Raw genomic sequence first — 26,994 nt, 5'->3', positions numbered from 1 at the left:
TCGGCCTCTGCTCCCCGCGGAGGGACGGGGAGCAGGGGCCGTCCCCCGCCCTCAACTCATCCACTGGCCGCCATCGACATTGTAGGTCTGGGCGACGATGTATTCGGCGTCGCTGCTGGCGAGAAACACCGCCATGCCGGTAAGGTCCTGCGCCGTGCCCATGCGGCCATAGGGCACCGCCTCGCCGACCAGTTTCTTCTTCTCGCCCCTCGGCCGGTTCTCATGTCTGGCGAACAGCGAATCGACGTGATCCCAGTGCTCGCCGTCGACGACGCCAGGGGCAATCGCGTTGACGTTGATGCGGTGCTTGATCAGGTCGAGCCCCGCTGACTGTGTCAGCGAGATGACGGCGGCCTTGGTGGCGCAGTAGACGCCGACCAGCGCCTCGCCGCGGCGTCCGGCCTGGCTGGCCATGTTGATGATCCTGCCGCCCCGGCCAGCGGCGATCATCGAGCGGGCGGCAGCCTGCAGCATGAACAGCGTGCCGGCGACATTGACGGAAAACAATTTGTCGTAGCTTGCCTTGGTGATCTCGACGATCGGCGCCAGGTCGAACAGGGCGGCGTTGTTGATCAGGATATCCAGGCCACCGGTCTTCGTCTCGACGGCTTTCACCGCCGCTTTGATCGAGGCGAGGTCGGTGACGTCGAGCTTGACCGCATAGGCCTTGCCGCCGATCTCGGCGGCTGTCTTCTGCGCCGCTTCGAGATTGATGTCGGCGATGGCGACGGTTGCGCCTTCGCCGGCATAGGCTTCGGCGAAGGCTCTGCCGATGCCGCGGGCCGAACCCGTGATCAGCGCGGATTTGCCGGCCAGTCTCATGCTCACATCGCCTTTCCGTCGGCGCCGAAGCGGTGCAGCTTGGCCTTGTCCGCTGTCAGATAGATGGTGTCGCCGTGACGGACGGCGAGTTCGCCGTCGGCGCGCACCGTCAGCGGACCGACGCCATCGGACTGGACGTGCAGGAAGGTGTCGGAGCCGAGATGTTCGGCGACGCCGACAGTGGCTTTCCATTCGCCCGCCGTGGTCGAGATCTCCAGATGCTCGGGACGGATGCCGATGGTCTTGGCGCCGTTTTTGGCAGCCGGCGCGCCTTCTATCAGATTCATCTTCGGCGAGCCGATGAAGCCGGCGACGAACAGGTTCTTCGGCGTCTTGTAGAGCTCCATCGGCGAGCCGACCTGCTCGATGTTGCCGGCGTTCAGCACGACGATCTTGTCGGCCATGGTCATGGCTTCGACCTGATCGTGGGTAACGTAGATCATGGTCGTCTTGAGCTGATGGTGCAGCTCGCTGATCTCCAGCCGCATCGTGCCGCGCAGTGCCGCATCGAGGTTGGACAGCGGTTCGTCGAACAGGAAGGCGGTCGGCTGACGCACGATGGCGCGGCCGATGGCGACGCGCTGGCGCTGGCCGCCGGAAAGCTGGCCGGGCCGGCGTTCGAGATAGTTGGTCAAGTTGAGCACGCGCGCCGCGTCTCCCACCTTCCTGTCGATCGTCGCCTTGTCCTCGCCGGCCATCTTCAGCGGGAAGCCGATGTTCTTGGCCACCGTCATGTGCGGATAGAGCGCATAGGACTGGAACACCATGGCCAGCTTGCGCTTGGCCGGTGCCTCGCCGGTGACGTCGCGGCCGTCGATGTTGATGGAGCCGCCGCTGGTATCCTCAAGCCCGGCGATCAGCCGCAGCAGCGTTGACTTGCCGCAACCCGACGGGCCGACGAAGACGACGAACTCGCCATTCTCGATCACCAGGTCGAGACCGGGGATGATGGACGTCGCTCCGAAGGATTTGGAGACGTTCTTGAGCGTGATGTTTCCCATGATTTCCTCCCCGAGGGGTTATTTCTGCCGATTGCTTCGGGCAATTCCGTTACTTCACCGCACCACCAATTATTTGACCGCACCAAATGTCAGGCCGCGCACCAGCTGCTTCTGGCTGAACCAGCCCATGATCAGGATCGGCGCGATGGCCAGTGTCGAGGCGGCCGAAAGCTTGGCCCAGAACAGGCCTTGCGGGCTGGAGAACGAGCTGATGAAGGCGGTCAGCGGTGCGGCTTCCGTCGTCGTCAGCCGGATTGTCCAGAACGCCTCGTTCCAGGCCAGGATGATGTTGAGCAGCATCGTCGAGGCGATGCCCGGCACCGCCATCGGCGTCAGCACATAGACGATCTCGTTCCACAGCGAGGCGCCGTCCATGCGCGCCGCTTCCAGGATCTCGCCCGGTATTTCGCGGAAGTAAGTGTAGAGCATCCACACCACGATCGGCAGGTTGATCAGCATCAGCATGATCATCAGGCCGATGCGGCTGTCGAGCAGTCCGGTATCGCGGAAGATCAAGTAGATCGGGAACAGCACCGCGACCGCGGGCATCATCTTGGTGGACAGCATCCACATCAAGATGTCCTTGGTCCGCTTGGTCGGCGAGAAGGCCATCGACCATGCCGCCGGTATGGCGACCAGCAGGGCCAGGATGGTCGAGCCGACCGAGAGCAGAACCGAGTTGAAGAAGAACTTGAAGTAGCCGCTTTGCGCCTGAACCTCGGCATAGCTCTCGAACGTTCCCGACGGGATGATGCTGAAGCCCTGGATGGCTTCCTGCTCCGACTTGAACGAGGTGATGATCGTGTAGAGGATCGGGAAGAAGATCAGCAGGGCGACGATCCAGGCGGCAATTGTCGCAATCGTCTTGTGCTGGGTGGTGACTGAGCGTGCCATCGTAGCCTCCCTTACTTGTCCAGGTTCTTGCCGACCGCGCGCATGGCGAAGAAGGCAACGATGTTAGCGAGAATGACGGCGATCACGCCGCCGGCGGATGCCTGGCCGATTTTGAACTCCAGCAACGCCTTCTGGTAGACGAGGAAGGGCAGGTTGGTGGAGGCGTATCCCGGGCCGCCATTGGTGGTGACGAGGATCTCGGCATAGACGGAGAGGAGGAAGATCGTCTGGATCAGGATGACGACCGTGATGGCGCGCGACATGTGCGGCAGCGTCAGATAGATGAAGCGGCTGATGAAGCCGGCGCCGTCCATCTCGGCGGCTTCCTTCTGCTCACCGTCGAGCGACTGCAACGCGGTCAAGAGAATGAGCGTCGCGAAAGGCAGCCATTGCCAGGCGACGATGATGATGATCGCCAGCATCGGATGCTGCCCGAACCAGTCGATCGGCTGGGCCCCGAAGAAGCGGGCTATATCGGCGAACACCCCGTATTGCGGGTGCATGATCATGTTCTTCCAGACCAGTGCGGCCACCGGCGGCATGACGAAGAACGGTGAGATGACGAGAATGCGCACGATGCCCTGGCCCCACATCGGCTGGTCGATCAGCAGCGCCAGAAGGATGCCGCCGATCACCGTGATCAGGAGCACGCTGACCACCAAGGTGAGCGTGTTGAGGATCGATTGCAGGAAGGCCGGGTTGGAATAGAACAGCGCGTAGTTCGAGAAGCCGACGAAGCCGTCGCGGATCGGATTGAGCGGGTTGTACTGCTGGAAGGAGAACCAGATGGTGATGACCAGCGGCACAATCATCCAGACGAACAGCAGCACCACGGATGGCGCCATCATGAAACGGGCAAGCGAACGGGTCTGCTGAGTAGCCATGACGGTCACCCTTCACTGGTCAGACGGAATTTTCAAAAGGCGTTAAAGGCGGCCGCCCGAACTGGGAATTCGGGCGGCCGTTGCCGGTCAGGAGGCGACCGGCATTCGGCACCGGGAGGAGCCTTACTTGATGTATCCGCCTTCGGTCATTGCCGCGGTGGCAGCGTCCTGGGCCTGCTTCAGGGCATCGTCGACACTCGACTGGCCGGCAAGAGCCGCCGAGAAGAGCTGGCCGACAGTGGTGCCAAGACCCTGGAACTCAGGGATGGCGACGAACTGCACGCCGACATAGGGCACCGGCTTGACGGTCGGATGCGTCGGATCGGCGGCGTTGATGGAGTCCAGCGTCATCTTGGCGAACGGAGCCGCCTTCTGGTATTCGGCATTGGCGTAGAGCGAGGAGCGCGTGCCCGGAGGAACGTTGGCCCAGCCTTCCTTCGAAGCGACGAGTTCCGCATAATGCTTGCTGGTCGCCCAGGTGACGAATTTCTGGGCGGCATCGGCCTTCTGCGTGCCGGCGGGGATCGCCAGCGACCATGCCCACAGCCAATTGCCGCGCTTGCCCAGGCCATTGTCGGGTGCCAGCGCATATCCAACCTTGTCAGCGACCTGCGATGCCTTGGGATCGGAGACGAAGGACGCAGCGACGGTGGCGTCGATCCACATGCCGCATTTGCCCTGCTGGAACAGCGCCAGGTTTTCGTTGAAGCCGTTGGAGGAAGCACCCTCGGGGCCGTCGGCCTTCATCAGGTCGACATAGAACTGCAGCGTGTTCTTCCATTCCGGCTGATCGAACTGCGGCTTCCAGTTCTCGTCGAACCAGCGCGCCCCGAAGGAGTTCGACATGGCGGTCAGGAAAGCCATGTTCTCGCCCCAGCCGGCCTTGCCGCGCAGGCACACGCCGTTCACGCCATTGGCGCGATCGGTCATCTTGTCGGCAGCCTGCCTGATGAAGTCCCAGGTGGGCGCGTCGGGCATCTTCAGTCCGGCCTTCTCGATCAGGTCCTTGCGGTACATGACGAAGGAGCTTTCGCCGTAGAAGGGCGCGGCATAGAGCTTGCCGTCGACCGAAAGGCCGCCGGCGATGGCCGGGATGATATCCTTGGCGTCGTAGTCGTCGCCGAGCTTGTCGAGCGGCAGCAGCCAGCTCTGCTTGGCCCAGATCGGAACCTCATAGGTGCCGATGGTCATCACGTCGTACTGGCCGCCCTTGGTGGCGATGTCGGTGGTGACGCGCTCGCGCAGCACGTTTTCTTCGAGCGTAACCCAGTTGAGCTGGATGTCGGGGTTCGCCTTGGTGAAGTCCTCGGTCAGCTTTTGCATGCGGACCATATCGCCATTGTTGACGGTGGCGATGGTGATGGATTCGGCATGTGCGGCGAACGCAAGCGTGCTGGCCGTCAACAAGCCCAGGGTGAGCGTGCGAAGTTTCATCAAATTCCTCCCTTGAACCAAGATGAGCATTTGCCTTGGCTTTGGGCAATTACTCACTTGACGTGAATTATGTCAAGCCGGATTCGATGCTGCAGCGCAGCACTTGGGCGACACCGCAGGCCGGGACGAGCGAAATTGCCAGGGCGCGGATCGTCCCGGCCGCATACAGTGAGGCAACGGCGGATACATCTGCGAGAACCAGGTGCAGCCCGGAAGCTTGCCGGTCAGCAGGCGATCTCGGCCAGCAGCCAGTCGCGGAAGGCACGGATCTTCGGCACGTTGCGGCGCGCCTCGGGATAGACCAGCCAATAGGCATGGCCGTCGTCGCCAACCAGATCGAAAGGTTGGATCAGGCGCCCGTCCGCGAGTTCCGCCTTGAACAGCGCCCTGGTCAGGATCGCGACGCCATGACCGGCGATCGCCGCATTGGCCTCATAGGCCTGCGCGCCCATGCTGCTGCCGGGCCGCTTGGCAAGATCGTGCGAGTGCACGCCAGCAGCCGAGAACCATTCCGTCCACCAGATGTCGCCGGGATCGAGGATAGGCAGCCGCAAGAGGTCGGCCGGTTCCCTGACGCCGCCGATGGTCGCCGCGAGTTTCGGGCTCAGCATCGGCGTGAAGTCGGCATCGAGCAGCTTGTGCGCTTCCAGGCCCGGCCATTTGCCGCCGCCCGAGCGGATGGCAATATCGGTATCCTCGCGGGCAAAGTCGGTCAGGCGGCTCGACGTTTCGAGCCGCACCGCCAGCGACGGATGGGCGATCTGGAACGACCCCAGCCGGTGCGCGAGCCAGTTCGAGGCGAATGTCAGCACCGTCGTGACGCACAGCAAGCCGTCGGCCCCGCCACGCACCGCGGCATAGGCCTGGCCAAGGATGGCGAAGGCCTCGCTGACCGCAGGTGCCAGGCGCTGCCCGGCCTCGGTTAACACGATCTGCCGCGGCCGGCGTAGGAACAGCGGCGCGCCGACACGCTCCTCCAGCACCTTGATCTGATAGCTGACCGCCGCTTGCGTCATGGCGAGTTCGCCGGCGGCCTTGGTGAAGGAAAGATGCCGCGCCACCGCGTCGAACACCCGGATCGCCTGCAGCGGCGGGAGTGGCGAAACCTGTCGCGAGCCGAGGTCCGGCATAAGGCCTCCTTATGGATCATGATCGATGTTCGATTGGCAAAGACCGCCGGCAAGACCGACATTCCCAGTCAACCCGTCATTCGGGTCCAGGATAGCGAAGGTTGACGATCATGACCATGGCGCAGCAAAAATGCACTCCCGCACCGGATCACCGCTGGTTTTCGTGGCTGACGGATGGATTCGGCTGGTTCGCGACCAAAAAACGGGCACATCTCGATATCAGGGACCTGTCGCCGCATCTGCAGCGCGATCTCGGGTTTCTCGATGGCAACGACCCTTTCGGGCGGCACGGCTAGTGCGGTTGGCCTTATCGCAAACCGGTTGTGGGTCCGGTCAGATGCCAGCCAGCAGGGCGGCGGCGGTCCGTTCATCGGTGATGAGGCCGTTGATCAGCCGCCGGTTCGCGGCCGCTAGGATGCCTGGCAGCTTTCGTTCGCCCATGGCCAGTGCGATGACCAGCGATTTCTCGCGTGACGGTAGCGAAGCCGACGACACCCGGTCGTTGGTGATGCCCTCGATCATGCGGCCCTCCCTATCGAACACCCAGCCGACGATCTCCGCGATGCCGCCGGCCTTCTGCAGCGCCTTCAATTCGCTCTCCGAAATGAAGCCGTCTTCGTAGAGCGGCGCCTTGGGGCCGAGATCGCCGATGCCGATGAAGGTGACGTCGGCTTCCGCCGCCAGCGCCAGCGTCGGCTGGATCATCGGCTGGTTGAGCAGCATCTCGCGCTCCTCCGGCGACGAGGCGATGACCGGCAGCGGCATCGGGAAGGAGCGCGCCTTGACCCTGTCGGCCATGGTGAAGATGACGTTGTAGAAGGCGGCCGAGCCGTCCGGCGAGATGTTGCCGGTCAACGACACCACCTTGTGCTGCGGGCATTCCATTGGCGGCAGCTGCTCGATCGCCGCCTTTAGCGTGCGACCGGTGCCGATCGCCATGACGATCGGGGTCGGAGACCGCAACCGCCGCTCGATCTCGGCGGCAGCCGCCTCGGCGATGCCGATCGTGGTCGAGGACGAATTGGGGTCGCTCGGCACCACCTCGACCAGATCGAGCGCAAAGCGCGATCTCAGCCGTGCCGCCAGATCGAGACAGTTGGCGATCGGATGGTCGACGCGAACCTTGATCAAGCCCTCCGACACCGCCAGCGATACCAGCCGCTGCGCCGTCTGCCGCGAAATGCCGAGCGTCGAAGCGATCTGGTCCTGTGTGTTGCCGGCAACATAATAAAGCCAGCCGGCGCGCGCCGCATCGTCCAGCCTGTTGCTGCCACCATCCTGCCGGCTATTCAAAGTCCTGCCTCCCGAGACCGCCGGTTGTGAGAGCGGCCCATGCCCCACTTTCGCAGGGAACGGCCAACTGCGCAATTGTCAATCTCGGGAGCAATTGCTTGCTGTTCATCGACATAAGCACGGCCCAGTTTTTCTTCTCCCACGAAGTCTCTGTCGCCAAAGAGACTTGGCCGCGGTCCCGGCAGGCGGCAGGTTCTTGCGCTCCGAAGGTTTATCTCCCGGCTCAAACCCTTTAAGGGATGGCAAAAAGGAGCCTCACATGATGCCGAAAGCGGTTTTCTGGGACATGGACGGCACGCTGGTCGACAGCGAACCGCTGCATGAAGCAGCCCTGATGGCGGCGATGCGCAATGTCGGCCTTGTCCCGCCGGACGATCTGCATGAGCGCGTGCTCGGCGTTGCCGCCTGGCCGGTCTACGAGATGATGCGCGACGAGTTCGGCCTGGACCTGCCTTTCGACGACTGGATCGTGCGCAAATACGAGCATTATCTGCCGTTGGTCGAGGGGCTGAAGCCGCGCCCCGGCGCGATCGAGATCTTCAACGAGCTGCGTGCAAGAGGCATCCAGCAGGCCGTGGTCTCGAATTCGGACCGGATGATCGTCGACGCCAATCTGAGCATGGTCGGCCTGATCTACCCCGGCATGAAGACGATCAGCCGCAACGATGTGCGCGAAGGCAAGCCGCATGCCGAGCCGTTCCTGCGCGCCGCGTATCTGGCCGATGTCGACCCCGCGCACGCCGTGGCGATCGACGACAGCTGGCCGGGCGCCATGGCGGGACTGGCGGCGGGCATGAAGACTATCTTCTGGCCGGAAAAGCCGATGGAGGGCCCGCCCGGCGCTGTCGTCATCAACAGCGCCGATCAGCTCCGGGCAGAACTAGGCCTGTAAGGCAATCAGTTCCGGTAGGCCGGTTCGTGCTCGTCGAGGATCGCCTTCAACTCGCTGAGATGGCGTTCGGCCTGGCCGGGATAGTCGTCCATCTCGCTCGCGGCCTTCTCGGCGATCGCATCTGACAACGTGCGCAGCGGGCGGCCGGTCCACAGCGCCTTGATGTAGGTCTCGGCGGCGCGTTCGAAATAGAACATGCGGTTGAAGGCATCGGCGACCGTGTCGCCGATGACCAGCACGCCGTGATTGCCCATCACCATCACCTTGACCTTGGGATCTACGAGAAGCTGCGAGCAGCGCTCGCCCTCCTCCTCGAAGGCCAGCCCGCCATAATGCGCGTCCACGACATGGCGATTGAAGAACATCGCCGAATTCTGGTCGATCGGCGGCAGTGTCGAGTCAGCGAGCGATGCCAGCACCGTGGCGTGGATCGAGTGCACATGCATGACGCAGCGCGCGTGGCGCACATTGCGATGGATGGCGCCATGCAGCCCCCACGCCGTCGGGTCGGGCGCATTGGGGCCGGAGAGCGTTTCTGGATCGTTGGCATCGATCATCAAAAGGTCGCTCGCCTTGATGCGCGAGAAATGCACCTGGTTGGGGTTCATCAGGAATTGTGTGCCGCCATCATTTACGGCCAGCGAGAAATGATTGGCCACAGCCTCGTGCATGTTGAGCCGCGCCGTCCAGCGAAAGGCGCAGGCGAGATCGACGCGCTCCTCGTAGAAGGGCAGGTTGGTCAGCGTTTCCTTTTGCAGGCGGGCGATGCTCATCGAAAATCCTCCGGTTTAGGCAAGAATGCCGTGGCCAGCCCGTGCCCGCAACCGGTTTTGGTTGGTGCAGGGAAGGCTATCTCATGCCGCCGTGCTGGCGGCAGCAACGCCCGCCCTGAGCCCCCCGTGCTCGATGATGAAATCGATGACCTCCTGCAGCCCCTTGCCGCGCGAAAGGTCGGTGAAGCCGAACGGCCGCTTGCCGCGCATGCGGCCGGCGTCGCTCTCCATGACATCGAGGTTGACGTTCACGTAAGGAGCCAGATCACTCTTGTTGATCACCAGGAAATCGGAGCGGGTGATCGCCGGCCCGCCCTTGCGCGGGATTTCTTCGCCCTGGCAGACAGAGATGACGTAGAGCGTCAGGTCGGCGAGATCCGGCGAGAAGGTGGCGGCGAGGTTGTCGCCGCCGGATTCGATGAAGACGATGTCGAGATCCGGAAACTTTCGGTTCATCTCGGCGATCGCCTGCAGATTGATCGACGCATCCTCGCGGATGGCGGTGTGCGGGCAGCCGCCGGTCTCGACGCCCATGATGCGATCCTCGGGCAGCGCCTGCAGCCGCGCCAGCATCATGGCGTCTTCCTTGGTGTAGATGTCGTTGGTGACGACGGCGATGGAAAACTCGTCGCGCAGCGCCTTGCACAGCTTTTCGGTCAGCGTCGTCTTGCCCGAACCGACCGGGCCGCCAATGCCGACGCGCAGCGGACCATTTGTCTGTGTCATGTCGGAAACTCCGTGATGGCGAGGATGGCAAAGCCGAGCCCGATCAACAGGCACAGCGGCGAATAATAGCGGACATCGAGCCGCGCGAAAGGCTGTTCCGGCGTCAGCCGCCGCCACCACGGCGTGAAGCCGGCTATGCCGCGTCCCAGGAACACCAGACCGATGAGCAGCGAGGTGGCGGCGAGCCCCTCCTGGGGGAAGGGCGAGGCAAAGACGCCTATGAGCGCAAGCGGCCACAGCGTCGCCAGGCACAGGCACGCGGCGACGGCGAAACTGGCGAACGGCGTCGGCATCTCATCGACGCCGCGAAAGCCGACGACGGCGTGAGCGCAGGAGGCCGCATCCTGGCCCGGCCAGATGCCGCCAAGGCCCCAATAGGCGTGCAGCGCGGTAATCAGGAGTAGAACGGTCGAAAGCGAGAAGGCGAGAAGGATCATGAACGGAACAATCTCGAATACTGGGTTTCGTGCTTCATCGCCATGACATCGGAAACGAAGGCGCAGCCACCGAGATCGTCGAGTGTCGAGCGCGCGGCGCGGGTCGCGGTCGCCAGGGCCAGTGGCTCGAAGCCGGCCAACAGAGCTGTGGCTTTGCTCTGGCCGACGATGCCAAGCCGGATCGCTGCCTGCACGAGGTTGGAGAAGAAGGTTTGCAGGAAGGCCGACAGCGCGTCCTGAAGCCCGATGCCGTTGCCGCCGGCAATGGCGCCGACGGCGACGCAATAGGCGCATTCAGCCGGCAAGCGCTCCAGCACTGGATTTGGCCAGGCCGCCGCCGCTTTGAGGAAGGCCGCACCCTGCAGCATGGTTTCGGTGTGGCGTTCGCGCGAGCCGGCCAGCGCCTCCGCGAGTGCCGCTACTTCATCGAGATCGCCTGCGTTGCGCGCGCGGCGCCAACTCTCGGCGAACAGCACGGCATCGTTCCAGCCGGAGCCCATCTCGACCAGCGTTTCCAGCCAGCAGGCGAGGCTGTCGGCATCGGCAATCAGCCCGTCATGCACCGCGCGCTCGAGACCATGGCTGTAGGAAAAGCCGCCGACCGGAAAGGCAGGCGACAGCCACGCCATCAGCCGCAGCAGGGCGATGTTCGAAGGCTGGTCAGTCATGATCGTGGCGATGGCCGGCATGACTGTGCGAATGGGAATGCGCTTCGCCATGAGAATGGCTGTGCGCTTCCGCGTGGCTGTGCGCATGCGCATGGCCGTGATCATGGCTTTGCCCATCATGGCCGGAATAGGCACCGCGCACCGGTTTGAACGGTTCGGACACGTCGGTCACGGTGGCGCCCAGCCCCTCCAGCATCGCCTTGATGACATGGTCGCGCAGGATGAGGATGCGCCCGGCCTCGATGCTCGCCGCGAGATGGCGATTGCCGATGTGCCAGGCGAGCTCGGCCAGATGCACGCCGTCGCGGGCGCGGATGTCGTAGACCTCTTCCGGCGCCGCGATGATCTCGATATGGCCGCCATCCTCCAGCACCAGACGGTCGCCATCGTTCAAGGCGACGGGCTCGGGCAGGTCGACCAGCACCTTGCTGCCGTCGGCAAGCTCGATGGCGCGGCGGCGCAGATGGCGTTCGTCATGGGCGAGAATGGCCCGGCGGGACGGTAGGGTGGTTCCGGCATTGCCGGCGGACAGCACGGAGACGGCGCGCGGGAATTTGGTGAAGTCGGTGTTGAGGTTGAGCTTCATTTCATGGATCCTCCATTTGCTTGTGCCCGCACACGCGCAGGCCGCGCCAGCACGCGGTCGAAATAGGCGTTGACGCGTTCGGACTCGATCTCAAACCGGCCGGCACGCGCCCAGCCGCCCATGTCGCCGAGCAGCACGTCGACGGCGGAAAACCTAGCGCCCAGCGCAAACGGTTTGTCGCCCAGCCGCCGCTCCAGCGCCTTCAGCTCCGAGGCAAAATCGTAAGCCGCCGCAGGACCGACATCGACGCGTACGTCCTTCGGCAGCAGGAAGCGATGGCGCAATTTGTTCCACAGCGGCGCTTCAAGCTCGCTCTGCGCAAAATGCATCCAGGAATCCATTTCGGCGCGACCGGCTAGGCCTGGGTTGGCGCTCATGCCCATGTCCGCGTGCTTGTCGGCGAGATAGACGCAAATCGCCGCCGAATCCGTCACCGTCAGTTCGCCATCGATGAGGATCGGCACCTTGCCCGATGGGTTGAGCGCATAGGCTTCCGGTGAGCGCAGCCTGACCTCGACGAATTCATAAGGCTGCCCGAGCTCCTCGAGCATCCAGAGAACGCGGCTGACCCGGGATCCGCGCGATCCAACGGCCTTGTACATGTCGAACCCTGCCTTTCCCCAACAAGCTAGACCATCGCGTTCGTTCAGACGATGGTGTCGAAGAGCCGCAGGATGAACGATATCTGATAGATGAGCGCCGCCGTCACGAAGGCGATATGGAAGCGGCGGTCGCGCACCAGGATCGCAATGATGCAAAGCGCGACGAAGACCGGCGTGCGGAACAGGTACTCGCTGCCGAAGCGGGCGAAATGCTCCGGCCCCTTCAGCAGCGTGTCGACCACGTCGAGCATATAGGTCGCCGCCAGCAGGCCGAAGAACCACGCCCGGCGCGAATAGAAGAAATCCTCGTAGCTGGTGTAGTCCAGCATCGAATCGGGAAACAAAAGCGCGCACAGCAGGAACAGCGTGATCGCGTAGAAGATGATGAACAGATACTTGCCGAAGGTCCAGGTTTCGATGGCGTAGAGGCCGAACTCCCACCACCAGAAATGCACCAGCATCAGGAGCACCGAGACGACCCAGGCCAGATGCACGGGATAGAGCTTGTATTGGCCGGGATGCTGGACGATCCGCGCCACCCCCGACAGCAGGCGGGCGACGCCAAGCCCGATCACCATGCCCATGACGATGCGGATATGCGGGAAGATGTCGTGGGCGGAAGCGATTTCGGTGGCCATGCTCGATCACAATGCAACTGGTGGTCGGCCGCATATTGCTGCCTCCCACCAAGGGCTGCAACGGATAAGGCTCGCCCGGTCGAATCGCCGCTTCAAAACAGAAAATACCTCTGCGCCATCGGCAGCACCGTCGCCGGTTCGCAGGTGAGCAATTCACCGTCGGCACGGACCTCGTAGGTTTCCGGGTCGACTTCGACATGCGGCGTGGCGTCGTTGAGCACCATCGAATGCTTGCCGATGCCGCCGCGGGTGTTTTCAACGGCGACGAACTGCTTGTCGACGCCAAGCCTGCCGTGCAGGCCTGATTCGAGCGCGGCTTTCGAAACAAAGGTCACCGACGAGTTGGTCCTTGCCTTGCCATAGGCGCCGAACATGGGCCGGTAGTGCATCGGCTGCGGCGTCGGGATCGAGGCGTTGGGGTCGCCCATCGGGGCGGCGGCGATCATGCCGCCGATCAGCACCATGTCCGGCTTGACGCCGAAGAAGGCAGGGTTCCACAGCACCAGGTCGGCGCGTTTGCCCACCGCGATCGAGCCGATATCCCTGGACAGCCCATGCGCGATGGCCGGGTTGATCGTGTATTTGGCGATGTAGCGGCGGACGCGGAAATTGTCGTTGTTGCCGGTCTCCTGCGGCAGCGAGCCGCGCTGGCGCTTCATCTTGTCGGCGGTCTGCCAGGTACGGATCGCCACTTCGCCGACGCGGCCCATGGCCTGGCTGTCCGATGAGATGATCGAGAAGGCGCCGATGTCGTGCAAAATGTCTTCCGCAGCGATGGTCTCCTTGCGGATGCGGCTTTCGGCAAAGGCGATGTCTTCGGGGATCGACGGCGACAAATGATGGCAGACCATCAGCATGTCGAGATGCTCGGCCAGCGTGTTGACCGTGTAGGGCCGCGTCGGGTTGGTCGAGGACGGAATGACGTTGGGCAGGCCGCAGACCTTGATGATGTCGGGCGCGTGGCCGCCGCCGGCGCCCTCGGTGTGGAAGGCGTGGATGGTGCGGCCCTTGATAGCCGCGACGGTGTTCTCGACAAAGCCGGATTCGTTCAGCGTGTCGGTGTGGATCATCACCTGCACGTCATAGTCGTCGGCGACCGACAGGCAGCAGTCTATCGCCGCCGGCGTCGTGCCCCAGTCCTCGTGCAGCTTCAGCGAGCAGGCGCCGCCCAGCACCATTTCCTCGAGGGCTGCGGGCAGCGAGGCATTGCCCTTGCCCGACAGGCCGATGTTCATCGGGAAGGCATCGAAGGACTGGATCATGCGGGCCATGTGCCATGGCCCCGGCGTACAGGTGGTGGCCAGCGTGCCGTGCGCCGGACCGGTGCCGCCGCCGAGCATGGTGGTGATACCTGACATCAGCGCTTCCTCGATCTGTTGCGGGCAGATGAAGTGGATATGCGCATCGAAGCCGCCGGCGGTCAGGATCTTGCCCTCGCCGGCGATGATCTCGGTGCCGGGACCAATGATGATGGTGACGCCATCCTGCGTGTCCGGATTGCCGGCCTTGCCGATGGCCGCGATGCGCCCGTCGCGAAGCCCGATATCGGCCTTGAAGATGCCGGCGCTGGCATCCACCACCAGTGCGTTGGTGATCACCGTGTCGACGGCGCCTTGCGCCCTGGAAACCTGGCTCTGGCCCATGCCGTCGCGGATCACCTTGCCGCCGCCGAATTTCACCTCTTCGCCATGGATGGTGAGATCCTTCTCGACCTCGATGAACAGTTCGGTGTCGGCAAGGCGCACTCTGTCGCCGACCGTCGGGCCATACATCTGCGCATAGGCGGCGCGGGTAATTCTGGCCATCAGCGATTGCTCCTGAAATGCGGTTTGCCGAAATGCGGTGGGATTGAAGCGCGGCTGCACATTGCTGCCATCCTATGGTCACGCAATGACCCGCTGGGCGACACCTTCTGATCCCATTTGGCGGTTGAGGTTAGGGGGTCACCCCAGACCGACCGTTTGCCAATCGATGGAAAGGAAAATGCATGCGCAAAACAATAATTCTTGCCGCTGCTGCCAGCCTGATGCTGGCGGGCGCCGCGGGTGCCCAGCAGCAACCCGCGCCACAGCCCGCTCCGGCGCCGGCAACGCCTGCTCCAGCCACGCCCCAGGCTCAGCCTGCGGCGCCGACGATCCAGAGCGTCAACATCGTCGACATCACCGAGCTGCCGAAGGACACCCAGACGCAGGTCAACCAAGTGATCGCCCAGCGTGGCAATGACGGCCTGAAGAAACTGCGCAGCTCGATCGACGCCACGCCCAAGGTGAAGTCGGCGCTGGAAGCCAAGGGGCTCAGTTCGGCGCAAGTCGTCGCCGCCAGCATGGAACCCAATGGCGCACTGACCCTGATCACCAAGAAGGCGAGCTGACGAGACGGCACGGCGGGCCGGCATCCGGCCTGCCGGCCGCATCGGGAAAGGAACCTTCGCCGGGCGGGATTCGTTTTGTTCTTTTCGCGCTAACCCGCGCCCCGAAACGACTTCTCTCAGGAGCGAGCGATGGCGATCACTTCTTTCTCGACCAGAATGCAGGCAGTCGCCGCCACGGCGTTCCTGGCGGCGGCAGGGTCTGTTGCCGGATTGAAAGCGCAAGGGCTGGAAAGCACGGAGACCGTCAACCGCATCGTCGGCTCGCAGGTCAAGCAGGAAGAGGCCAAGGCCACCGCCGAAGCCCGCAGCGTCAACACGGCGATCGACCGCACGCGTGAAAACATCGGTACGGTGCGCAAGACGTCCAAGCTCGACAAGGTCGACATCGTGTTCCTCACCGACGCCGCGCGCAGCGAAGGCGGCCCGCCGCCGGAGATCGAAAGCAAGGTCAAGCAGCATCAAGACGACATCACGGAGCTGCGCAAGGAGATCGAGGCCAACGCGCTGCTGTTCAACGCCATCGAATCGCGGCGCGTGCAGGCGCAGGATGTCCTCGCCGTCGAATTCGACAATCCCGGAAAGATCGTCATCTACGCCGCGGCCAAGCCATCGAACTGAGCTGAGCGCGCCGGGAGATCTCACAGCTTGCCCATCACCTTCTGCTGAAATCCGTAGACCTCGCGCTTGCCGCCGAGCGGCACCAGCGTGACGTCGCGCTCCTGGCCCGGCTCGAAACGCATGGCCGTGCCCGCGGCAATGTCGAGACGCATGCCCCTGGCACGCTCGCGGTCGAATTTCAGCCCCTCATTGGTCTCGAAGAAATGGTAGTGGCTGCCGACCTGGATCGGCCGGTCGCCGCTGTTGGCGACTTTCAGGGTGACGGTCGGCAGGCCCTTGTTGAGCTCGATGTCGCCGTCCACCGTGATGATCTCACCGGGGATCATGGTCACCCTCACACGATGCCGAAGGCGAGGCCGATGCCGATCGCCGCGCAGGCGGCACCGGCAGTACGGGCCAAGCCGCGGAACCGGATGCCGAGACCGAGACCGGCGGCGATGCCGGTGGCATGCAGCAACAGCGTGGCGATGGCAAAGCCGGCCATGTATTCAAGCCCGCCGGCATTCTCCGGCACCTCGGTGCCATGCGCGTGGCCGTGGAACAGCGCGAACAGGCCGATGATGGCGACGCCGGCCGAGACCGGCAGATCGACCGCCAGCGCCACCAGCAGCCCGAGCGCCACGATTGAGGCCAGTATGCCGGGTTCGACGAAGGGCAGCGGCATATGCAAAATGCCCAGCGCGCCGCCGACCAGCATGACACCGACAAAGGCCGCCGGCCAGGCAAGAACCGCCTTGCCGCCCTTGATCGCTGCCCACAGTCCGACCGCGATCATCACCGTCATGTGATCGAGCCCGGAAAGCGGGTGCATGAAGCCGGCCGTGAAGGAGGAGGCCGTGCCGATGCCGACATGGGCATAGGCCGGCATGGCAGCGGCCAGCAGCAGGATCGCCGACAGGGAGAGGCGTTTGGCAGGGATCATTCTATTGCCTTTCGTTTTGCTCGGTCTGGTGTTTACGCCGCCTTGCGGGGGCCGCAGCCTTCGGCCTTGAGAACGCGTTTACTCGACGCCGGGTATTTCTTCAGCATCGCTGCCGGGCGGATCGGCCGCGCCGAAAAACCACCGCCGCAATTGGGGCAGATGCCGCCCAACACCTGTTCCACGCATCCGGCGCAAAAGGTGCACTCGAAGGTGCAGATCAGCGCATCCGTCGCCTCGGGCGGCAGGTCCTTGTCGCAGCATTCGCAGTTGGGACGCAGCTCCAGCATCCTGTCCTCCTCAACGGATCGGTTCGTGCACGGTCACCAGCTTGGTGCCGTCGGGAAAAGTCGCCTCGACCTGCACGTCATGGATCATCTCGGCGATGCCTTCCATGACTTGCGCGCGGCTGACGACATGAGCGCCGGCTTCCATCAGTTCGGCGACCGGACGGCCGTCGCGGGCGCCTTCGACGACGAAGTCGGTGATCAGCGCGATCGCTTCTGGATGGTTGAGCTTGACGCCGCGTTCGAGCCGCTTGCGCGCCACGATCGCCGCCATGGCGATCAGCAGCTTGTCCTTTTCCCTCGGCGTCAGGTTCATGCGTTTCCCTGGATTGGTAGAGACAGGCCTATAGTGACCATAATTTGGGCAACCCCGCCCTTCCGTTGAGCAATTCGACGAGTGGAACCAGCCGCTGGCGCAGCCGGTAGCCGTCCCCGGCGTAGAGCCTCGCAAGAAGCTTGCCAGATTTCTTCACGCACCAGGCGCTGGCGCTGCCTTGGTCGCCGACGATCTCCAGAACCTGGTCGAGCAGGGCCTCGGCGCGCGGCGACACCAGAAGCAGCGTCGCCACCGCGATCGCGCCGCCGGCAACGGCCGGGCGGTCGAGCCTGGCGGCGATATCGGGTCCGATGCGGAAATCCTCGGCATGAATGAGGGCGCCATCCTGGCGCACGCGCCAGCGGTCATGGAAGTTGCCCTGCGTGGCGCGCTCGCCCATAGCCAGGCGACCGAAGACGGCGGCTTCCAGCACCAGCGCCTCGGCGCCGACGGCAAGCTCGACGTCGAGCGTGCGGGCAAAGGCCGCCCGGTCGAAGACGATGGTTTCCTGCGGCAGCCAGGCGATGCGGCCGTTTTCCCCGACCGACAAATTGACCCGGACTTCGGCACGGTCGGATGCCGCCCGGTAGATCTTCTCGCAGGCCTGCGTGGTGATCGATGCCGAAGCGGCCGCGCCGACATCCACGTCCCAGGCGATACGGTCGCCGCCGGTCATCCCGCCGGCGGTGTTGATCAGCACCGCTTCGAGCGGATCGGCCGAGACGGCCGGCATTCTTATCTTGGCGGCGCCGTCCTGATAGAGGCGCCGCAGGCGCGTGCGGCCCTCACGGAGCGCGCAGGAAAGCCGCGCGACGCCCGCAACGCGCTGCGTCGAAATCCCGCCATGTTCGCCCATATCCATGCCTGCACGTTAAGCACTCCGGCGGCTTTGTCGATATGGAGTTCGATATAGCTTGTTGCTTGACAACGTTTCGGTTTCTATAGAGGGAACCACCTTGGTACGGTCATGCTGCGCTCGGCGGGGGTATTAAACGACGACGGCGGCTTGATACCAGGAGAAAAAGGGGCGCTGCTCAGTTGGCGTCGGGAAACGTCGAGATAGTGGGGAAGGAACCGAATGGCCGACCAGCTGGCAACGGATATCATCGCGAAGATCAAGGCTCATGCCGAGCCGGGCGGCGAAGAAATCACCACCACCACCGAATTGACCTCGCTTGGCATCCATTCGCTCGAGCTGACGGAGATTATCTTCGATCTTGAGGAAGAGTATGGCATCGAGATCGAGATGAACACGGTCGACGCCTGGAGCAATCTGAAGAATGTCGGCGACATGGTCGAAGCTGTGCGCGCGCTGATCGCGAAAAAAGCCTGAACTGAATGCGGCAGCGCGTTGTCATCACCGGCATGGGCGGCATTTGCGGGCTCGGCACCAGCGCGCCCGCGATCTGGAACGAGATGCGCGCCGGCCGCTCGGCCATCGGCCAGATCACAAGTCCCCAACTGCATGATTTGAAGGTCAAGGTCGGCTGCGAAATCAAGGCGCTTCCCGATCACGGCATCGACCGCAAGCAGACCGTGTCGATGGACCGCTTCAGCCTGCTGGCGACGATCGCAGCCAGGGAAGCCATGCAGCAGGCCGGCCTGGTTTCGAATGAAGCCACCACCTATCGGATGGGCACCGTCGTCGGCGTCGGCGTCTGCGGCTGGGAGGCGATCGAAGAGAGCTATCGTGCCATCCTGGTCGAGGGCAAGAACCGCGCCGGTATCTTCACCGTGCCAAAGGTTATGCCAAGCGCGGCCTCCGGCCACGTCAGCATGAGTCTGGGCCTGCGCGGCCCGGTCTTCGGTGTCACCTCGGCCTGCTCCTCATCCAACCACGCCATCGCCTCGGCCGTCGACCAGATCAGGCTTGGCCGCGCCGACGTGATGGTCGCCGGCGGCACCGATGCGCCGCTGGTCTGGGGCATCCTGAAGGGCTGGGAAGCATTGCGCGTGCTGGCGCCCGACACCTGCCGGCCATTCTCGGCCGACCGCCAGGGACTGTCGCTCGGCGAGGGCGCCGGCATGGCGGTCCTGGAGACGTATGAGCATGCCATGGCGCGCGGCGCCACCATCCTTGCCGAGGTCGCCGGCGCCGGCCTCTCCGCCGACGCCTCCGACATTGTCGCTCCGACCGTCGAAGGGCCGACGGCGGCCATGCGCGCCTGCCTGGCCGATGCCGGCTTCAATCCCGAGGATGTCGACTACCTCAATGCCCATGGCACCGGCACCAAGGCCAACGACCAGATCGAGACGGCAGCGATCAAGCGCGTCTTCGGCGACCATGCCTACAAGCTTTCGGTGTCGTCGACCAAGTCGATGCACGCCCATTGCCTGGGCGCATCGGGTGCGCTGGAGATGATCGCCTGCGTGATGGCGATCCGCGAAGGCATCGTGCCGCCGACGGCCAATTTTCGTGAGGCCGATCCCGATTGCGACCTCGACGTCACGCCGAATGTGCCGCGCGAGCGCAAGGTGCGCGCCGCGATCAGCAACGGCTTCGCGTTCGGCGGCACCAATGCCGTGCTGGCCTTCAAGGCCGTCTGAACGCAAAGGCCGGGCGCGCGATCTGCCCCAAGCAGGCCGTTCCGTTGACTGTTCGCGCGCAACGAAACCCTTGCACGCCATTGATCGTGCCGTGCGCCGCGTCTAATCCTTGGCCGACCCGCCAAAACCGCGCCGCTCGGCGCGAATCCTCATTCAGGAGTTTCCATGGCCGACCTGTCCGCCTTTCCGATCGCAACGCGTTGGCCGGCCAAGCGTCCGGATCAGCTCCAGCTCTATTCGGCGACAACGCCGAACGGCGTGAAGATTTCGATCGCCCTGGAGGAACTCGGCCTGCCTTACGAGCCGCATTGGGTCAACATCGGCCAGAACGAAAGCTGGACACCGGAATTCCTGTCGCTCAACCCCAACGGCAAGATACCGGCGATCATCGATCCGAACGGTCCGGACGGCAAGCCGATCGGCCTGTTCGAATCCGGCGCCATCCTGCTCTACCTCGCTGAAAAGACCGGCCTGCTCATGCCCATCGATGCTGCGCGCCGCTACGAGACCATCCAGTGGGTGTTCTTCCAGATGGCCTCGGTCGGGCCGATGTTCGGCCAGGTCGGCTTCTTCCACAAATTCGCCGGTCGCGAGATCGCCGACAAACGCCCTCTGGAGCGCTATCGTGACGAGTCAAAGCGACTGCTCGGCGTGCTCGACGGCCGGCTGAACGGGCGCAAGTGGATCATGGGCAATGACTACACCATCGCCGACATCTCGCTGCTCGGCTGGGTGCGCAACCTGATCGGATTCTACGAAGCGCGCGAACTCGTCGGCTTCGACGATTTCGCCCATGTGGGAACATGGCTGGAACGCGGCCTGGCGCGGCCGGCGGTGCAGAAAGGCCTGACCATCCCCGCCAAGGGATAGCCGAACCAGCCTCCGGAGCGCGGCTATTTCGCCTTCGCTTTGGCCTTCGAACCGCCTTTGCCCATGACGGAAGCAGCGAGCGACGCAGCACCTCGGGCGGCGACCATGACCGCGCCGGCAGCGACGTTGGCCGTCGCCTTGGCCGTGCGCATCGCGCTGCCGCTCACGGAGTCGCTGGAGCTTGCGGGCTTCTTCGGCTTTGCGGCTTTCGGCGCGGCTTTCGCTGCCGTCGGCACCACTTTCTTCGGCGCTGCCTTGCCGAAGGCCGGCTTGGCGTCCTTCGAACTAGCTGTCATCGCCGGGCCGGCGCCGGCCTTGGATTGGGTCGCCTTGCCCTTGGCGGGCGCGGGCTTTCTTGCCTTCATTGCCATTGGACCGAATCCCTCTTCTGGCACAATTGCCGTGTCGGGATAACGGCCTGAAAGTCTTAAGGTTCCCCTTGCGCAATCCGTCGAATCAAGCTGAAAGGCCGATCACCAGATCGGCAGCCCGGCGCCGCGCGAGCACGCGTTCGATGTTGGGCAGGTCGTTGGACGCGATCCAGGCGCGCGCATCTTCGTCGGAGCGGCCATGTCCGTGCCAGCGCTCCATCAGGCGGCGCTCGAGTTCGTTGCGCGGCACGTCGACGAAGATCGAGAAATCGAACAGCGGCGCCAGCCGCGACCACGGCTCTTCGTCGAGCAGCAGATAGTTGCCCTCGACCAGGATGAACTTGGTTTCCGTGGCGACGATCGAGGCGGCGGCGCGCGACAGCTCCATGCTGCGGTCGAAGACCGGGATGGCGATGTCGGGTTCACCGGCACGGATACGCTTCAGCAGGGCCTCAAACCCGGCAAAGTCGAAGGTTTCCGGCGCGCCCTTGCGCGCGCGCAGGCCGCGCCGCTCGAGCACGGCGTCGTCATAGTGGAAGCCATCCATCGGCACGACTTCCGAAGCACCTTCGGGCAGCAGTTCATGCAGCCGCGCCGACAGCGTCGACTTGCCGGAGCCTGGTGGCCCGGCAATGGCCACGATGAAGCGGTTTGCCTTGCCGGCACGCTTGAAGATGGTGGCGGCGAGATGGGCGATTTCGGACATGAGAGCCTCTCTGGCAGGAGCTTCAAATCCACCATGTTCCGCATGATGATTTCGGCCACATCTTGGCGGCAGTTCACGGAAATTTCAAACCCTGCGGCCGCGCAATCCCATCAAGCGGGCGCAGGCTGGCCAATGCGCAGGAAATCGCTGTCGAAGGGAACCTCCCGCGTCGCGCCACCCGTCACCAGTCGTATGCGGCCATCCGCCGTCGTGATCGCCTGTGGCGGCTCGCCGCCGGCCAGCGGAATGGCGCCGATGACATGGCGAAAGGACACGCTTTGGCCTTCGCCCAGTGCAAAGGCGGTCGCGACCCCTTCGCGCTTCAGCCAGTTGTCGCCGATCGAGGCGGCATGGCCGACGGCGGCGCGGCCATCCTCGATGCCGAGCACGCCCAGGTGGCGACCGCTCCAGGGCGCGTAGTCGCGCCCGCCATTACTGAGCCACAGCATGGTGATCGGCAGTTCGGCCGGGTTCTTCAGCACCAGCACCAGATCGTCTTCGGCCTCTCGTGCAAGCGCGGTCCAGCCCGGCCCGCCATGATCCGCCTCGACCAGCGTGAGGAAATCCTCGCGGCGGTCGTCCATGCGGTATTCCGTCAGGTCGAGCGTACCGCCGCCGGCGGCGGGGAATTGGCTGAGATCGGCGGATCGTGCCGGATAGGCCAGCAGGAAGCGGCCGCGCGCGGGATCCGGCTCCAGCGGGTCGTCCAGCGTCGCCGCAAACCGCTTCGGCGAAAAGGCCAGCCTGCCGCCGCCCGTCATCGCCGTCATCGGGTGATGCGCGACCGAGATGGCACCATGGCCGCCGGAAAACGCATGCTCCTGGTAGAGGAAGGGATGGCCGTCGCGCAGCGTCAGGATCTTGTCGACGCTGGCACCCATCACCTTGTGCCGCAGGCGGTAGACCGCGCGCCAGCCATCATCCGTCGCGGCACTTTCGGCGATGTCCCAGGCGCTGTTGGCCGGCCAGCCATGCAGCGGCGCTTCCTCGACATCGCTGCGCGAAAACGGCGCGCAGAGAAAATCGCCGGACAGCCGAACCGTACCTTCCGGCAAATTGTCCGGCAGCGTCTCATTCGCATCGACCCAGGGCGCGCGGTGCAGCGGCTTCAGCTGCCGCCCACCACCCTCGACGACCATGTCGGCGATGTGGCCGACCGTGAGGTCGAGCGAAACCGAAATTCCTCGGGCCTTGATGGTCTGGATGGTCATTGCGCTCTCACCGATTCTGCAGGCGCAAACTGGCCTGTTCGGCGGTGGCTGCGCAAGCACCGCAATCGGCATTTTTGCATCAGAATGAGGGTGGCGACTAATCGCCGAACGTCGGCGCTGCCCCCGCTCCGCCTCGCTACGCGAGGCATCTCTCCCCCGCTTTGCGGGGGCGAGGAACCCAAATTCTGCAAGGCTGGCCGTCGAAGTTGGCGGTTCCTCGCCCCACGAAAGTGGGGAGAGGTGGCTCGGCGAAGCCGAGACGGAGAGGGGAATGGCGCTGCCGCCTCCTACTGCCGCTTGTATTCCCGCACCGGCGACTTGGTGCCGTCGGTGTAGGTGACCTGCACCGACATCGATTTCACGCTGTCGGCGACCTTGAAATAGGGCTGGTAGTCGTAGGGGATGGCGTAAGGGTCCTTCTTGTCGCAACGCGGCATCTTGATCTCCTTGTCGAGCGCCGCGCCGTTCAGGCTGTAGTGCACCTGTTTGATGGCGCAGCGGTAGGACAGCATCTGGGTGAAATAGACCAGCCCGTGATTGCCGCTGGCATCGAAGGCGATCCACGAGGTCCAGAACTGGTCGAGGATCTGCTTGTTGCCCTGCTGGAGTGCCGCCTCCGGGTCGAAGCGGATGTCGAACGGGCCGGTCTCGCGGCCCCTGATGTCGAGATATTTGATCGCGATGATGCCGGCCACGGTGCTGTCGGGCATCTCGAAGCTCGGATTGGCCATCGGCTTGCCGGTGGTCTGGTCGTTCATGGCCAGGAAACCGGTGTCGGTGAACGGACCGCTGTCGCCCATGCGCCACGAGATGGCGGTCGCCGGCTCCGGCAGCGAGATGGTCATCGACCAGCCCTGGTTGGAGCGCATCGGCGTCAGCGAAGGCACGAAGCGGGCGGGATCGAGCACGTCGGCAAGCGCTGCCAGCCGGCTGCGGCTGCGGTCCAGCCAGTCGGCCAGCTGCGTCTGGTCGACGAAATATGTGAGCAGCCCGCCATCCTTCTCGTAGGACGTGAACTTGGTCAGCGCCTTGGCCTCGTTGCGCTTGTCGGCCAGCGTCTGGGCGCCGAGCCGGTCTTCGGAAAACTCCTGCGCCAACAGGAAATAGGCCGGCGCGAAATCTGGATTGGCTGATATGAAGGCGTTGAGCTTGTCGACGCGCTGGGCGTCGTCGAACTGCTGGACATGCACCAGCTTGATCGACAGCGCCTTGCCCTTGTCGGCAAGCGCGCCGAACACTTCGCGGGCGCCGGCCTTGCCGTCCTGCACCCGAAGCAGCGTGGCAAAGCGCGTGTAGGGATCGATGGCGTCGACATCGAAGCCGGCAAAGGCAAGGTAGGAGCGCCGTGCATTGAGCATGTCGCCGGACAGCTCGTAGACACGGGCATTGTGGTAGAACTCGTCCGGCCGCTTCGGCTCGGCGATCGCCCCGCCTTGTACGGCCAAGGCGGCAAAGCCCTTCGCAATGGTGTCGATCGAGGCGGCGATCTGCTGCGTCGTCGCTTGCAGCTTCTCGGTCTGGGCCTGCTGCTGCGCCTGGCCGGCGGCCAGCGTCTCGTTCTGCTTCTTCACCTCGTCGGTGGTCTTTTGCACTTCCGCCGTCTGCTGCGTCTGCTGCTGCTGTGCTGAGGCGATCTCATCGGTCTTCTTCGCCACCGTGTCGGTCGACTGCTTGAGCTGTTCGACCGTCTTCTGCGTCTGCGTGACGGTCTGCTCGATCTTGGCCACTTTTTCGGACACGATTCCTATCGACTGCTGCAGCCCGGCAATGGCCGGCACCAGGCTTGCGATCACCCCGTTCTGGGCGTTGGTCTGCTGCTGCAGGCCGTAGACGCCGCCGGCGACGGCCGCCGCTGTTGTGGCGAAGATCAAGGCCGGCAGCGCTCTGGCCGCCAGCACCAGCCTGAGCACGATGGCAATGGCGATGATGATTGCGGCCACCGCGGCGATCAGCGCGATATAGGCGGCGAACGGCGCCAGCGGATTGAGGATGTCTGATACGGCACCCCCGATAAAGGCGACGCTGCCGGCCCATTTGCCGGTGCGGCTGAGCGATGCTCTGATAAGCGAGGGCGCAGCGCCCCCGGCCCCGATGTTCGTCATGCAAGCCCCCAAGCCCTGAGATACCACGCCCCTTCCCACGGGAAACGCGGCCCTGGCAAGGAAAGACACGGGAAACGGGCGTTTTCGGGGCGGCTTCGCAGGCTTGGGTTCCTCGCCCCCACGAATGTGGGGGAGAGGTGGCTCGGCGGAGCCGAGACGGAGCGGGGGAACGGCGCCGGCCGTGCCAGGTAAGGTTGCGATACATTTCGTTTGGAGATGGCGCCCGACGAAATCCCCTCTCCGTCCGCTGCGCGGCCACCTCTCCCCACTTCGTGGGGCGAGGAACCACATCGATGCCCTCGACAATCCTGGGACTGTCAGCCATTAACCAAATGGACGCAACAGCCGCGTTACGTTAGCTTCGTCTCATCTCAGCAACAGCCGACCCAGAACAGTCCTGCCCTTGTCCAACCTGCGTCCCCTTCCGCTCATCCAGAGAGTTTTTGCGGCACTCGCCCTGCTGGTGCTGCTTGCCGGCTGCGCCACGACGCCGCCCGACAGCGTGCTGGCCGTGCCGGCGCCGGCGCAGAAATATGCCGCTATCGTCGTCGACGCCAGGACCGGCAAGCAGCTGTTCGAGGTCAGCTCGACGGCGCAGCGCTACCCGGCCTCGCTGACCAAGATGATGACGCTGTATCTTTTGTTCGAGGCGCTGGAGTCCGGCCGCGTCACCAAGCAGACGCAGATCCCGGTGTCGGACCATGCCGCCTCGCAGCCGCCGACCAAGATGCGCTTCCGGCGCGGCGAGAGCATCGACGTCGATTCGGCGATCCGCGCCATCGTCGTCAAATCGGCCAATGACGTGGCGGTGGCGGTCGGCGAATATCTCGGCGGCTCGGAGGATCAGTTCGCCGCCATGATGACATCCAGGGCGCGCCAGCTCGGCATGACCAGCACCACCTTCCGCAACGCCTCAGGCCTGCCCGACGATGGCCAGATGACGACGGCGCGCGACATGGCGGTGCTCGGCATGGCGCTGCGCCAGCGCTTTCCCCAGCAGTTCCACTATTTCTCCGAAAGCGACTTCATGTTCCGCGGCCGGCTGGTGCGCGGCCACAACGACATGCTCGGCCGCGTGCGCGGTGTCGACGGCATCAAGACCGGCTACATCAGGGCCTCGGGCTTCAACATCGTCACCTCCTACAATGCCGACGGCCGCAATCTGATCGTCGTGGTGATGGGCGCCGCCTCAGCCCGCCAGCGCAACGACCATGTCGAAGCGCTGATCCAGCGGAGCCTGTCGCCGACCATGGACGGCGCCAAGACCAGGCTGATGTTCGCCGAGCAGTAGTGGCCGCGGCGCGGTTCGCGTCTGGGCGCACGGCGACGGATAGGAATTTTTTCTTGACTCAGTGAGGGCAGCTAAGCTACTGTTTTGGGTATGGTGCTGAGTCGCGCCAATTGACCACTGGAAACGTGACCCGCCCGCAAGGCGGGTTTTTGTTGCCCGCCGCCGTGCAGAACCTTGCGCACGTTGGCGGGACGGCACCCCCCTCTGTCCTGCCGGATGTTCGTCGCTCGGAAAGCCAAGCAATTGGCTTTCCGCCCGCTGCGCGGACCGCTCCTCAACCCCCGCAAGGGGGGAGATCAGCGGCTTCGGCGCTACGCTCACTCATGTGACGGTGGAAATTGGCGAAAGCCGGGATGACAGCCAATCTCCCTCCTTGCGGGGGAGATGTCCGGCAGGACAGAGGGGGGTGATTGGCGCAAACATCGGGCAAGTTCTTCCCGCTCCGCCTGTGGACGACGAAGTTGGTGAGGCTTCGGCCAATTTCGAACGTCTCCACCCGCCCTGGGGGGCGAGCCGCCGCCAGCCACATCGCCTTCTCCGATCAAAACCACTTGTCCGGCCTGCGAAATCCGTGCCCGGCGCTGGCTATGCGCCGCCACCTCTGT

The 26,994-nt window shown here is 64.1% G+C and carries 32 protein-coding genes; 8 read left to right on the top strand and 24 right to left on the bottom strand.

Annotated elements, in window-relative coordinates:
- Positions 1-51: 51 nt before the first annotated feature.
- The 6 genes from NKJ04_RS01120 to gcvA form a co-directional block, all read right to left on the bottom strand.
- Positions 52-822, bottom strand: coding sequence for an L-iditol 2-dehydrogenase (locus NKJ04_RS01120; protein WP_352673211.1), 771 nt, complete (start codon positions 820-822; stop codon positions 52-54).
- 2 nt (positions 823-824) lie between these two features.
- The gene (locus NKJ04_RS01115) at positions 825-1,823 is read right to left on the bottom strand and encodes an ABC transporter ATP-binding protein (RefSeq protein WP_352553104.1); all 999 of its coding nucleotides are present in this window, start codon (positions 1,821-1,823) and stop codon (positions 825-827) included.
- 69 nt (positions 1,824-1,892) lie between these two features.
- Positions 1,893-2,717, bottom strand: a complete 825-nt coding sequence (locus NKJ04_RS01110; RefSeq protein ID WP_352553102.1) for a carbohydrate ABC transporter permease — start codon at positions 2,715-2,717, stop codon at positions 1,893-1,895.
- An 11-nt stretch (positions 2,718-2,728) separates the two neighbouring features.
- A complete protein-coding gene (locus NKJ04_RS01105; protein ID WP_013528414.1) occupies positions 2,729-3,601 on the bottom strand; it encodes a carbohydrate ABC transporter permease in 873 nt (290 codons plus the stop codon).
- Between the two features lie 123 nt (positions 3,602-3,724).
- On the bottom strand, positions 3,725-5,035 hold the full coding sequence (locus NKJ04_RS01100; protein ID WP_352553100.1) for an ABC transporter substrate-binding protein: 1,311 nt from the start codon (positions 5,033-5,035) through the stop codon (positions 3,725-3,727).
- Between the two features lie 224 nt (positions 5,036-5,259).
- Complete coding sequence (gene gcvA, locus NKJ04_RS01095; protein ID WP_023810703.1) at positions 5,260-6,165, bottom strand: transcriptional regulator GcvA; 906 nt, start codon at positions 6,163-6,165, stop codon at positions 5,260-5,262.
- Between the two features lie 110 nt (positions 6,166-6,275).
- On the opposite strand from gcvA, the gene NKJ04_RS01090 reads away from it, so the two are divergent.
- Positions 6,276-6,461 carry a hypothetical protein gene (locus tag NKJ04_RS01090; RefSeq protein WP_023810702.1) on the top strand — a complete coding sequence of 62 codons (186 nt, stop codon included), beginning with the start codon at positions 6,276-6,278 and terminating at the stop codon, positions 6,459-6,461.
- Positions 6,462-6,498: 37 nt separating this feature from the next.
- Here NKJ04_RS01090 and NKJ04_RS01085 read toward each other — a convergent pair whose 3' ends face one another.
- Entirely contained in the window at positions 6,499-7,458 is a 960-nt protein-coding gene (locus tag NKJ04_RS01085; protein WP_023810701.1) for a sugar-binding transcriptional regulator, read from the bottom strand.
- Positions 7,459-7,717: 259 nt separating this feature from the next.
- Here NKJ04_RS01085 and NKJ04_RS01080 point away from each other — a divergent pair, with 259 nt between their 5' ends.
- Positions 7,718-8,350, top strand: coding sequence for an HAD family hydrolase (locus NKJ04_RS01080; RefSeq protein ID WP_352553099.1), 633 nt, complete (start codon positions 7,718-7,720; stop codon positions 8,348-8,350).
- A 5-nt stretch (positions 8,351-8,355) separates the two neighbouring features.
- On the opposite strand, the gene NKJ04_RS01075 is transcribed toward NKJ04_RS01080, so the two are convergent.
- The 8 genes from NKJ04_RS01075 to ureC all read right to left on the bottom strand — a co-directional run bounded on the left by NKJ04_RS01075 (position 8,356) and on the right by ureC (position 14,585).
- Positions 8,356-9,123, bottom strand: a complete 768-nt coding sequence (locus NKJ04_RS01075; protein WP_352672936.1) for a class II aldolase and adducin N-terminal domain-containing protein — start codon at positions 9,121-9,123, stop codon at positions 8,356-8,358.
- Between the two features lie 81 nt (positions 9,124-9,204).
- Positions 9,205-9,849: an urease accessory protein UreG gene (gene ureG / locus NKJ04_RS01070; protein WP_352672933.1), complete on the bottom strand. Its 645-nt coding sequence runs from the start codon at positions 9,847-9,849 to the stop codon at positions 9,205-9,207.
- Entirely contained in the window at positions 9,846-10,286 is a 441-nt protein-coding gene (locus NKJ04_RS01065) for a DUF3995 domain-containing protein (protein WP_128304225.1), read from the bottom strand. Before NKJ04_RS01065 ends, ureG begins: the two co-directional genes overlap by 4 nt.
- Complete coding sequence (locus tag NKJ04_RS01060; protein WP_023810697.1) at positions 10,283-10,954, bottom strand: urease accessory protein UreF; 672 nt, start codon at positions 10,952-10,954, stop codon at positions 10,283-10,285. The genes NKJ04_RS01065 and NKJ04_RS01060 overlap by 4 nt, the downstream gene beginning before the upstream one ends.
- Complete coding sequence (gene ureE, locus NKJ04_RS01055) at positions 10,947-11,540, bottom strand: urease accessory protein UreE (protein ID WP_352672930.1); 594 nt, start codon at positions 11,538-11,540, stop codon at positions 10,947-10,949. Before ureE ends, NKJ04_RS01060 begins: the two co-directional genes overlap by 8 nt.
- A complete protein-coding gene (locus tag NKJ04_RS01050; protein ID WP_023810695.1) occupies positions 11,537-12,142 on the bottom strand; it encodes a glutathione S-transferase family protein in 606 nt (201 codons plus the stop codon). The genes ureE and NKJ04_RS01050 overlap by 4 nt, the downstream gene beginning before the upstream one ends.
- A 44-nt stretch (positions 12,143-12,186) precedes the next feature.
- A complete protein-coding gene (locus NKJ04_RS01045; RefSeq protein ID WP_023810694.1) occupies positions 12,187-12,780 on the bottom strand; it encodes a hypothetical protein in 594 nt (197 codons plus the stop codon).
- A gap of 92 nt (positions 12,781-12,872) precedes the next feature.
- Positions 12,873-14,585 (bottom strand): urease subunit alpha, encoded by a 1,713-nt coding sequence (gene ureC / locus NKJ04_RS01040; protein ID WP_502895894.1) that lies wholly within the window; start codon positions 14,583-14,585, stop codon positions 12,873-12,875.
- 182 nt (positions 14,586-14,767) lie between these two features.
- On the opposite strand from ureC, the gene NKJ04_RS01035 reads away from it, so the two are divergent.
- Both NKJ04_RS01035 and NKJ04_RS01030 read left to right on the top strand, forming a co-directional pair.
- Complete coding sequence (locus NKJ04_RS01035; protein ID WP_352672927.1) at positions 14,768-15,151, top strand: hypothetical protein; 384 nt, start codon at positions 14,768-14,770, stop codon at positions 15,149-15,151.
- Positions 15,152-15,280: 129 nt separating this feature from the next.
- On the top strand, positions 15,281-15,769 hold the full coding sequence (locus tag NKJ04_RS01030) for a hypothetical protein (RefSeq protein WP_023810691.1): 489 nt from the start codon (positions 15,281-15,283) through the stop codon (positions 15,767-15,769).
- Positions 15,770-15,789: 20 nt separating this feature from the next.
- On the opposite strand, the gene NKJ04_RS01025 is transcribed toward NKJ04_RS01030, so the two are convergent.
- From NKJ04_RS01025 to NKJ04_RS01005, 5 genes are read right to left on the bottom strand one after another with little or no spacing between them, the layout of a single operon-like run.
- A complete protein-coding gene (locus tag NKJ04_RS01025; protein ID WP_352440554.1) occupies positions 15,790-16,095 on the bottom strand; it encodes an urease subunit beta in 306 nt (101 codons plus the stop codon).
- Positions 16,096-16,103: 8 nt separating this feature from the next.
- Positions 16,104-16,691: a HupE/UreJ family protein gene (locus NKJ04_RS01020; RefSeq protein WP_128304229.1), complete on the bottom strand. Its 588-nt coding sequence runs from the start codon at positions 16,689-16,691 to the stop codon at positions 16,104-16,106.
- A 32-nt stretch (positions 16,692-16,723) separates the two neighbouring features.
- Complete coding sequence (locus NKJ04_RS01015; protein WP_027161066.1) at positions 16,724-16,978, bottom strand: DUF1272 domain-containing protein; 255 nt, start codon at positions 16,976-16,978, stop codon at positions 16,724-16,726.
- 10 nt (positions 16,979-16,988) lie between these two features.
- Entirely contained in the window at positions 16,989-17,291 is a 303-nt protein-coding gene (locus NKJ04_RS01010; protein WP_015314510.1) for an urease subunit gamma, read from the bottom strand.
- Positions 17,292-17,319: 28 nt separating this feature from the next.
- Positions 17,320-18,153: an urease accessory protein UreD gene (locus NKJ04_RS01005; protein ID WP_502897880.1), complete on the bottom strand. Its 834-nt coding sequence runs from the start codon at positions 18,151-18,153 to the stop codon at positions 17,320-17,322.
- Positions 18,154-18,369: 216 nt separating this feature from the next.
- On the opposite strand from NKJ04_RS01005, the gene NKJ04_RS01000 reads away from it, so the two are divergent.
- From NKJ04_RS01000 to NKJ04_RS00990, 3 genes are all read left to right on the top strand, one after another.
- Positions 18,370-18,624, top strand: coding sequence for an acyl carrier protein (locus NKJ04_RS01000; RefSeq protein WP_013528393.1), 255 nt, complete (start codon positions 18,370-18,372; stop codon positions 18,622-18,624).
- 5 nt (positions 18,625-18,629) lie between these two features.
- A complete protein-coding gene (locus NKJ04_RS00995) occupies positions 18,630-19,838 on the top strand; it encodes a beta-ketoacyl-[acyl-carrier-protein] synthase family protein (RefSeq protein WP_352672923.1) in 1,209 nt (402 codons plus the stop codon).
- Positions 19,839-20,003: 165 nt separating this feature from the next.
- Positions 20,004-20,708: a glutathione S-transferase family protein gene (locus tag NKJ04_RS00990; protein ID WP_023810685.1), complete on the top strand. Its 705-nt coding sequence runs from the start codon at positions 20,004-20,006 to the stop codon at positions 20,706-20,708.
- A 23-nt stretch (positions 20,709-20,731) separates the two neighbouring features.
- Here the strand turns inward: NKJ04_RS00990 and NKJ04_RS00985 are convergent, their stop codons facing one another.
- The 4 genes from NKJ04_RS00985 to NKJ04_RS00970 form a co-directional block, all read right to left on the bottom strand.
- Positions 20,732-21,079, bottom strand: coding sequence for a hypothetical protein (locus NKJ04_RS00985; protein WP_023810684.1), 348 nt, complete (start codon positions 21,077-21,079; stop codon positions 20,732-20,734).
- 85 nt (positions 21,080-21,164) lie between these two features.
- Positions 21,165-21,785, bottom strand: coding sequence for a nucleoside triphosphate hydrolase (locus NKJ04_RS00980; RefSeq protein ID WP_023810683.1), 621 nt, complete (start codon positions 21,783-21,785; stop codon positions 21,165-21,167).
- A 110-nt stretch (positions 21,786-21,895) separates the two neighbouring features.
- Positions 21,896-22,996 (bottom strand): hypothetical protein, encoded by a 1,101-nt coding sequence (locus NKJ04_RS00975; RefSeq protein ID WP_352610987.1) that lies wholly within the window; start codon positions 22,994-22,996, stop codon positions 21,896-21,898.
- A 287-nt stretch (positions 22,997-23,283) separates the two neighbouring features.
- Positions 23,284-25,098 (bottom strand): methyl-accepting chemotaxis protein, encoded by a 1,815-nt coding sequence (locus NKJ04_RS00970; protein WP_352610988.1) that lies wholly within the window; start codon positions 25,096-25,098, stop codon positions 23,284-23,286.
- Positions 25,099-25,501: 403 nt separating this feature from the next.
- Here NKJ04_RS00970 and NKJ04_RS00965 point away from each other — a divergent pair, with 403 nt between their 5' ends.
- Complete coding sequence (locus NKJ04_RS00965; RefSeq protein WP_352672918.1) at positions 25,502-26,389, top strand: D-alanyl-D-alanine carboxypeptidase family protein; 888 nt, start codon at positions 25,502-25,504, stop codon at positions 26,387-26,389.
- Positions 26,390-26,994 lie beyond the last annotated feature (605 nt).

The sequence above is a fragment of the Mesorhizobium sp. M0618 genome, from assembly GCF_040320765.1.
Classification (GTDB): Bacteria; Pseudomonadota; Alphaproteobacteria; order Rhizobiales; family Rhizobiaceae; genus Mesorhizobium.
This window is presented reverse-complemented; position numbering and strand designations above follow the sequence as displayed.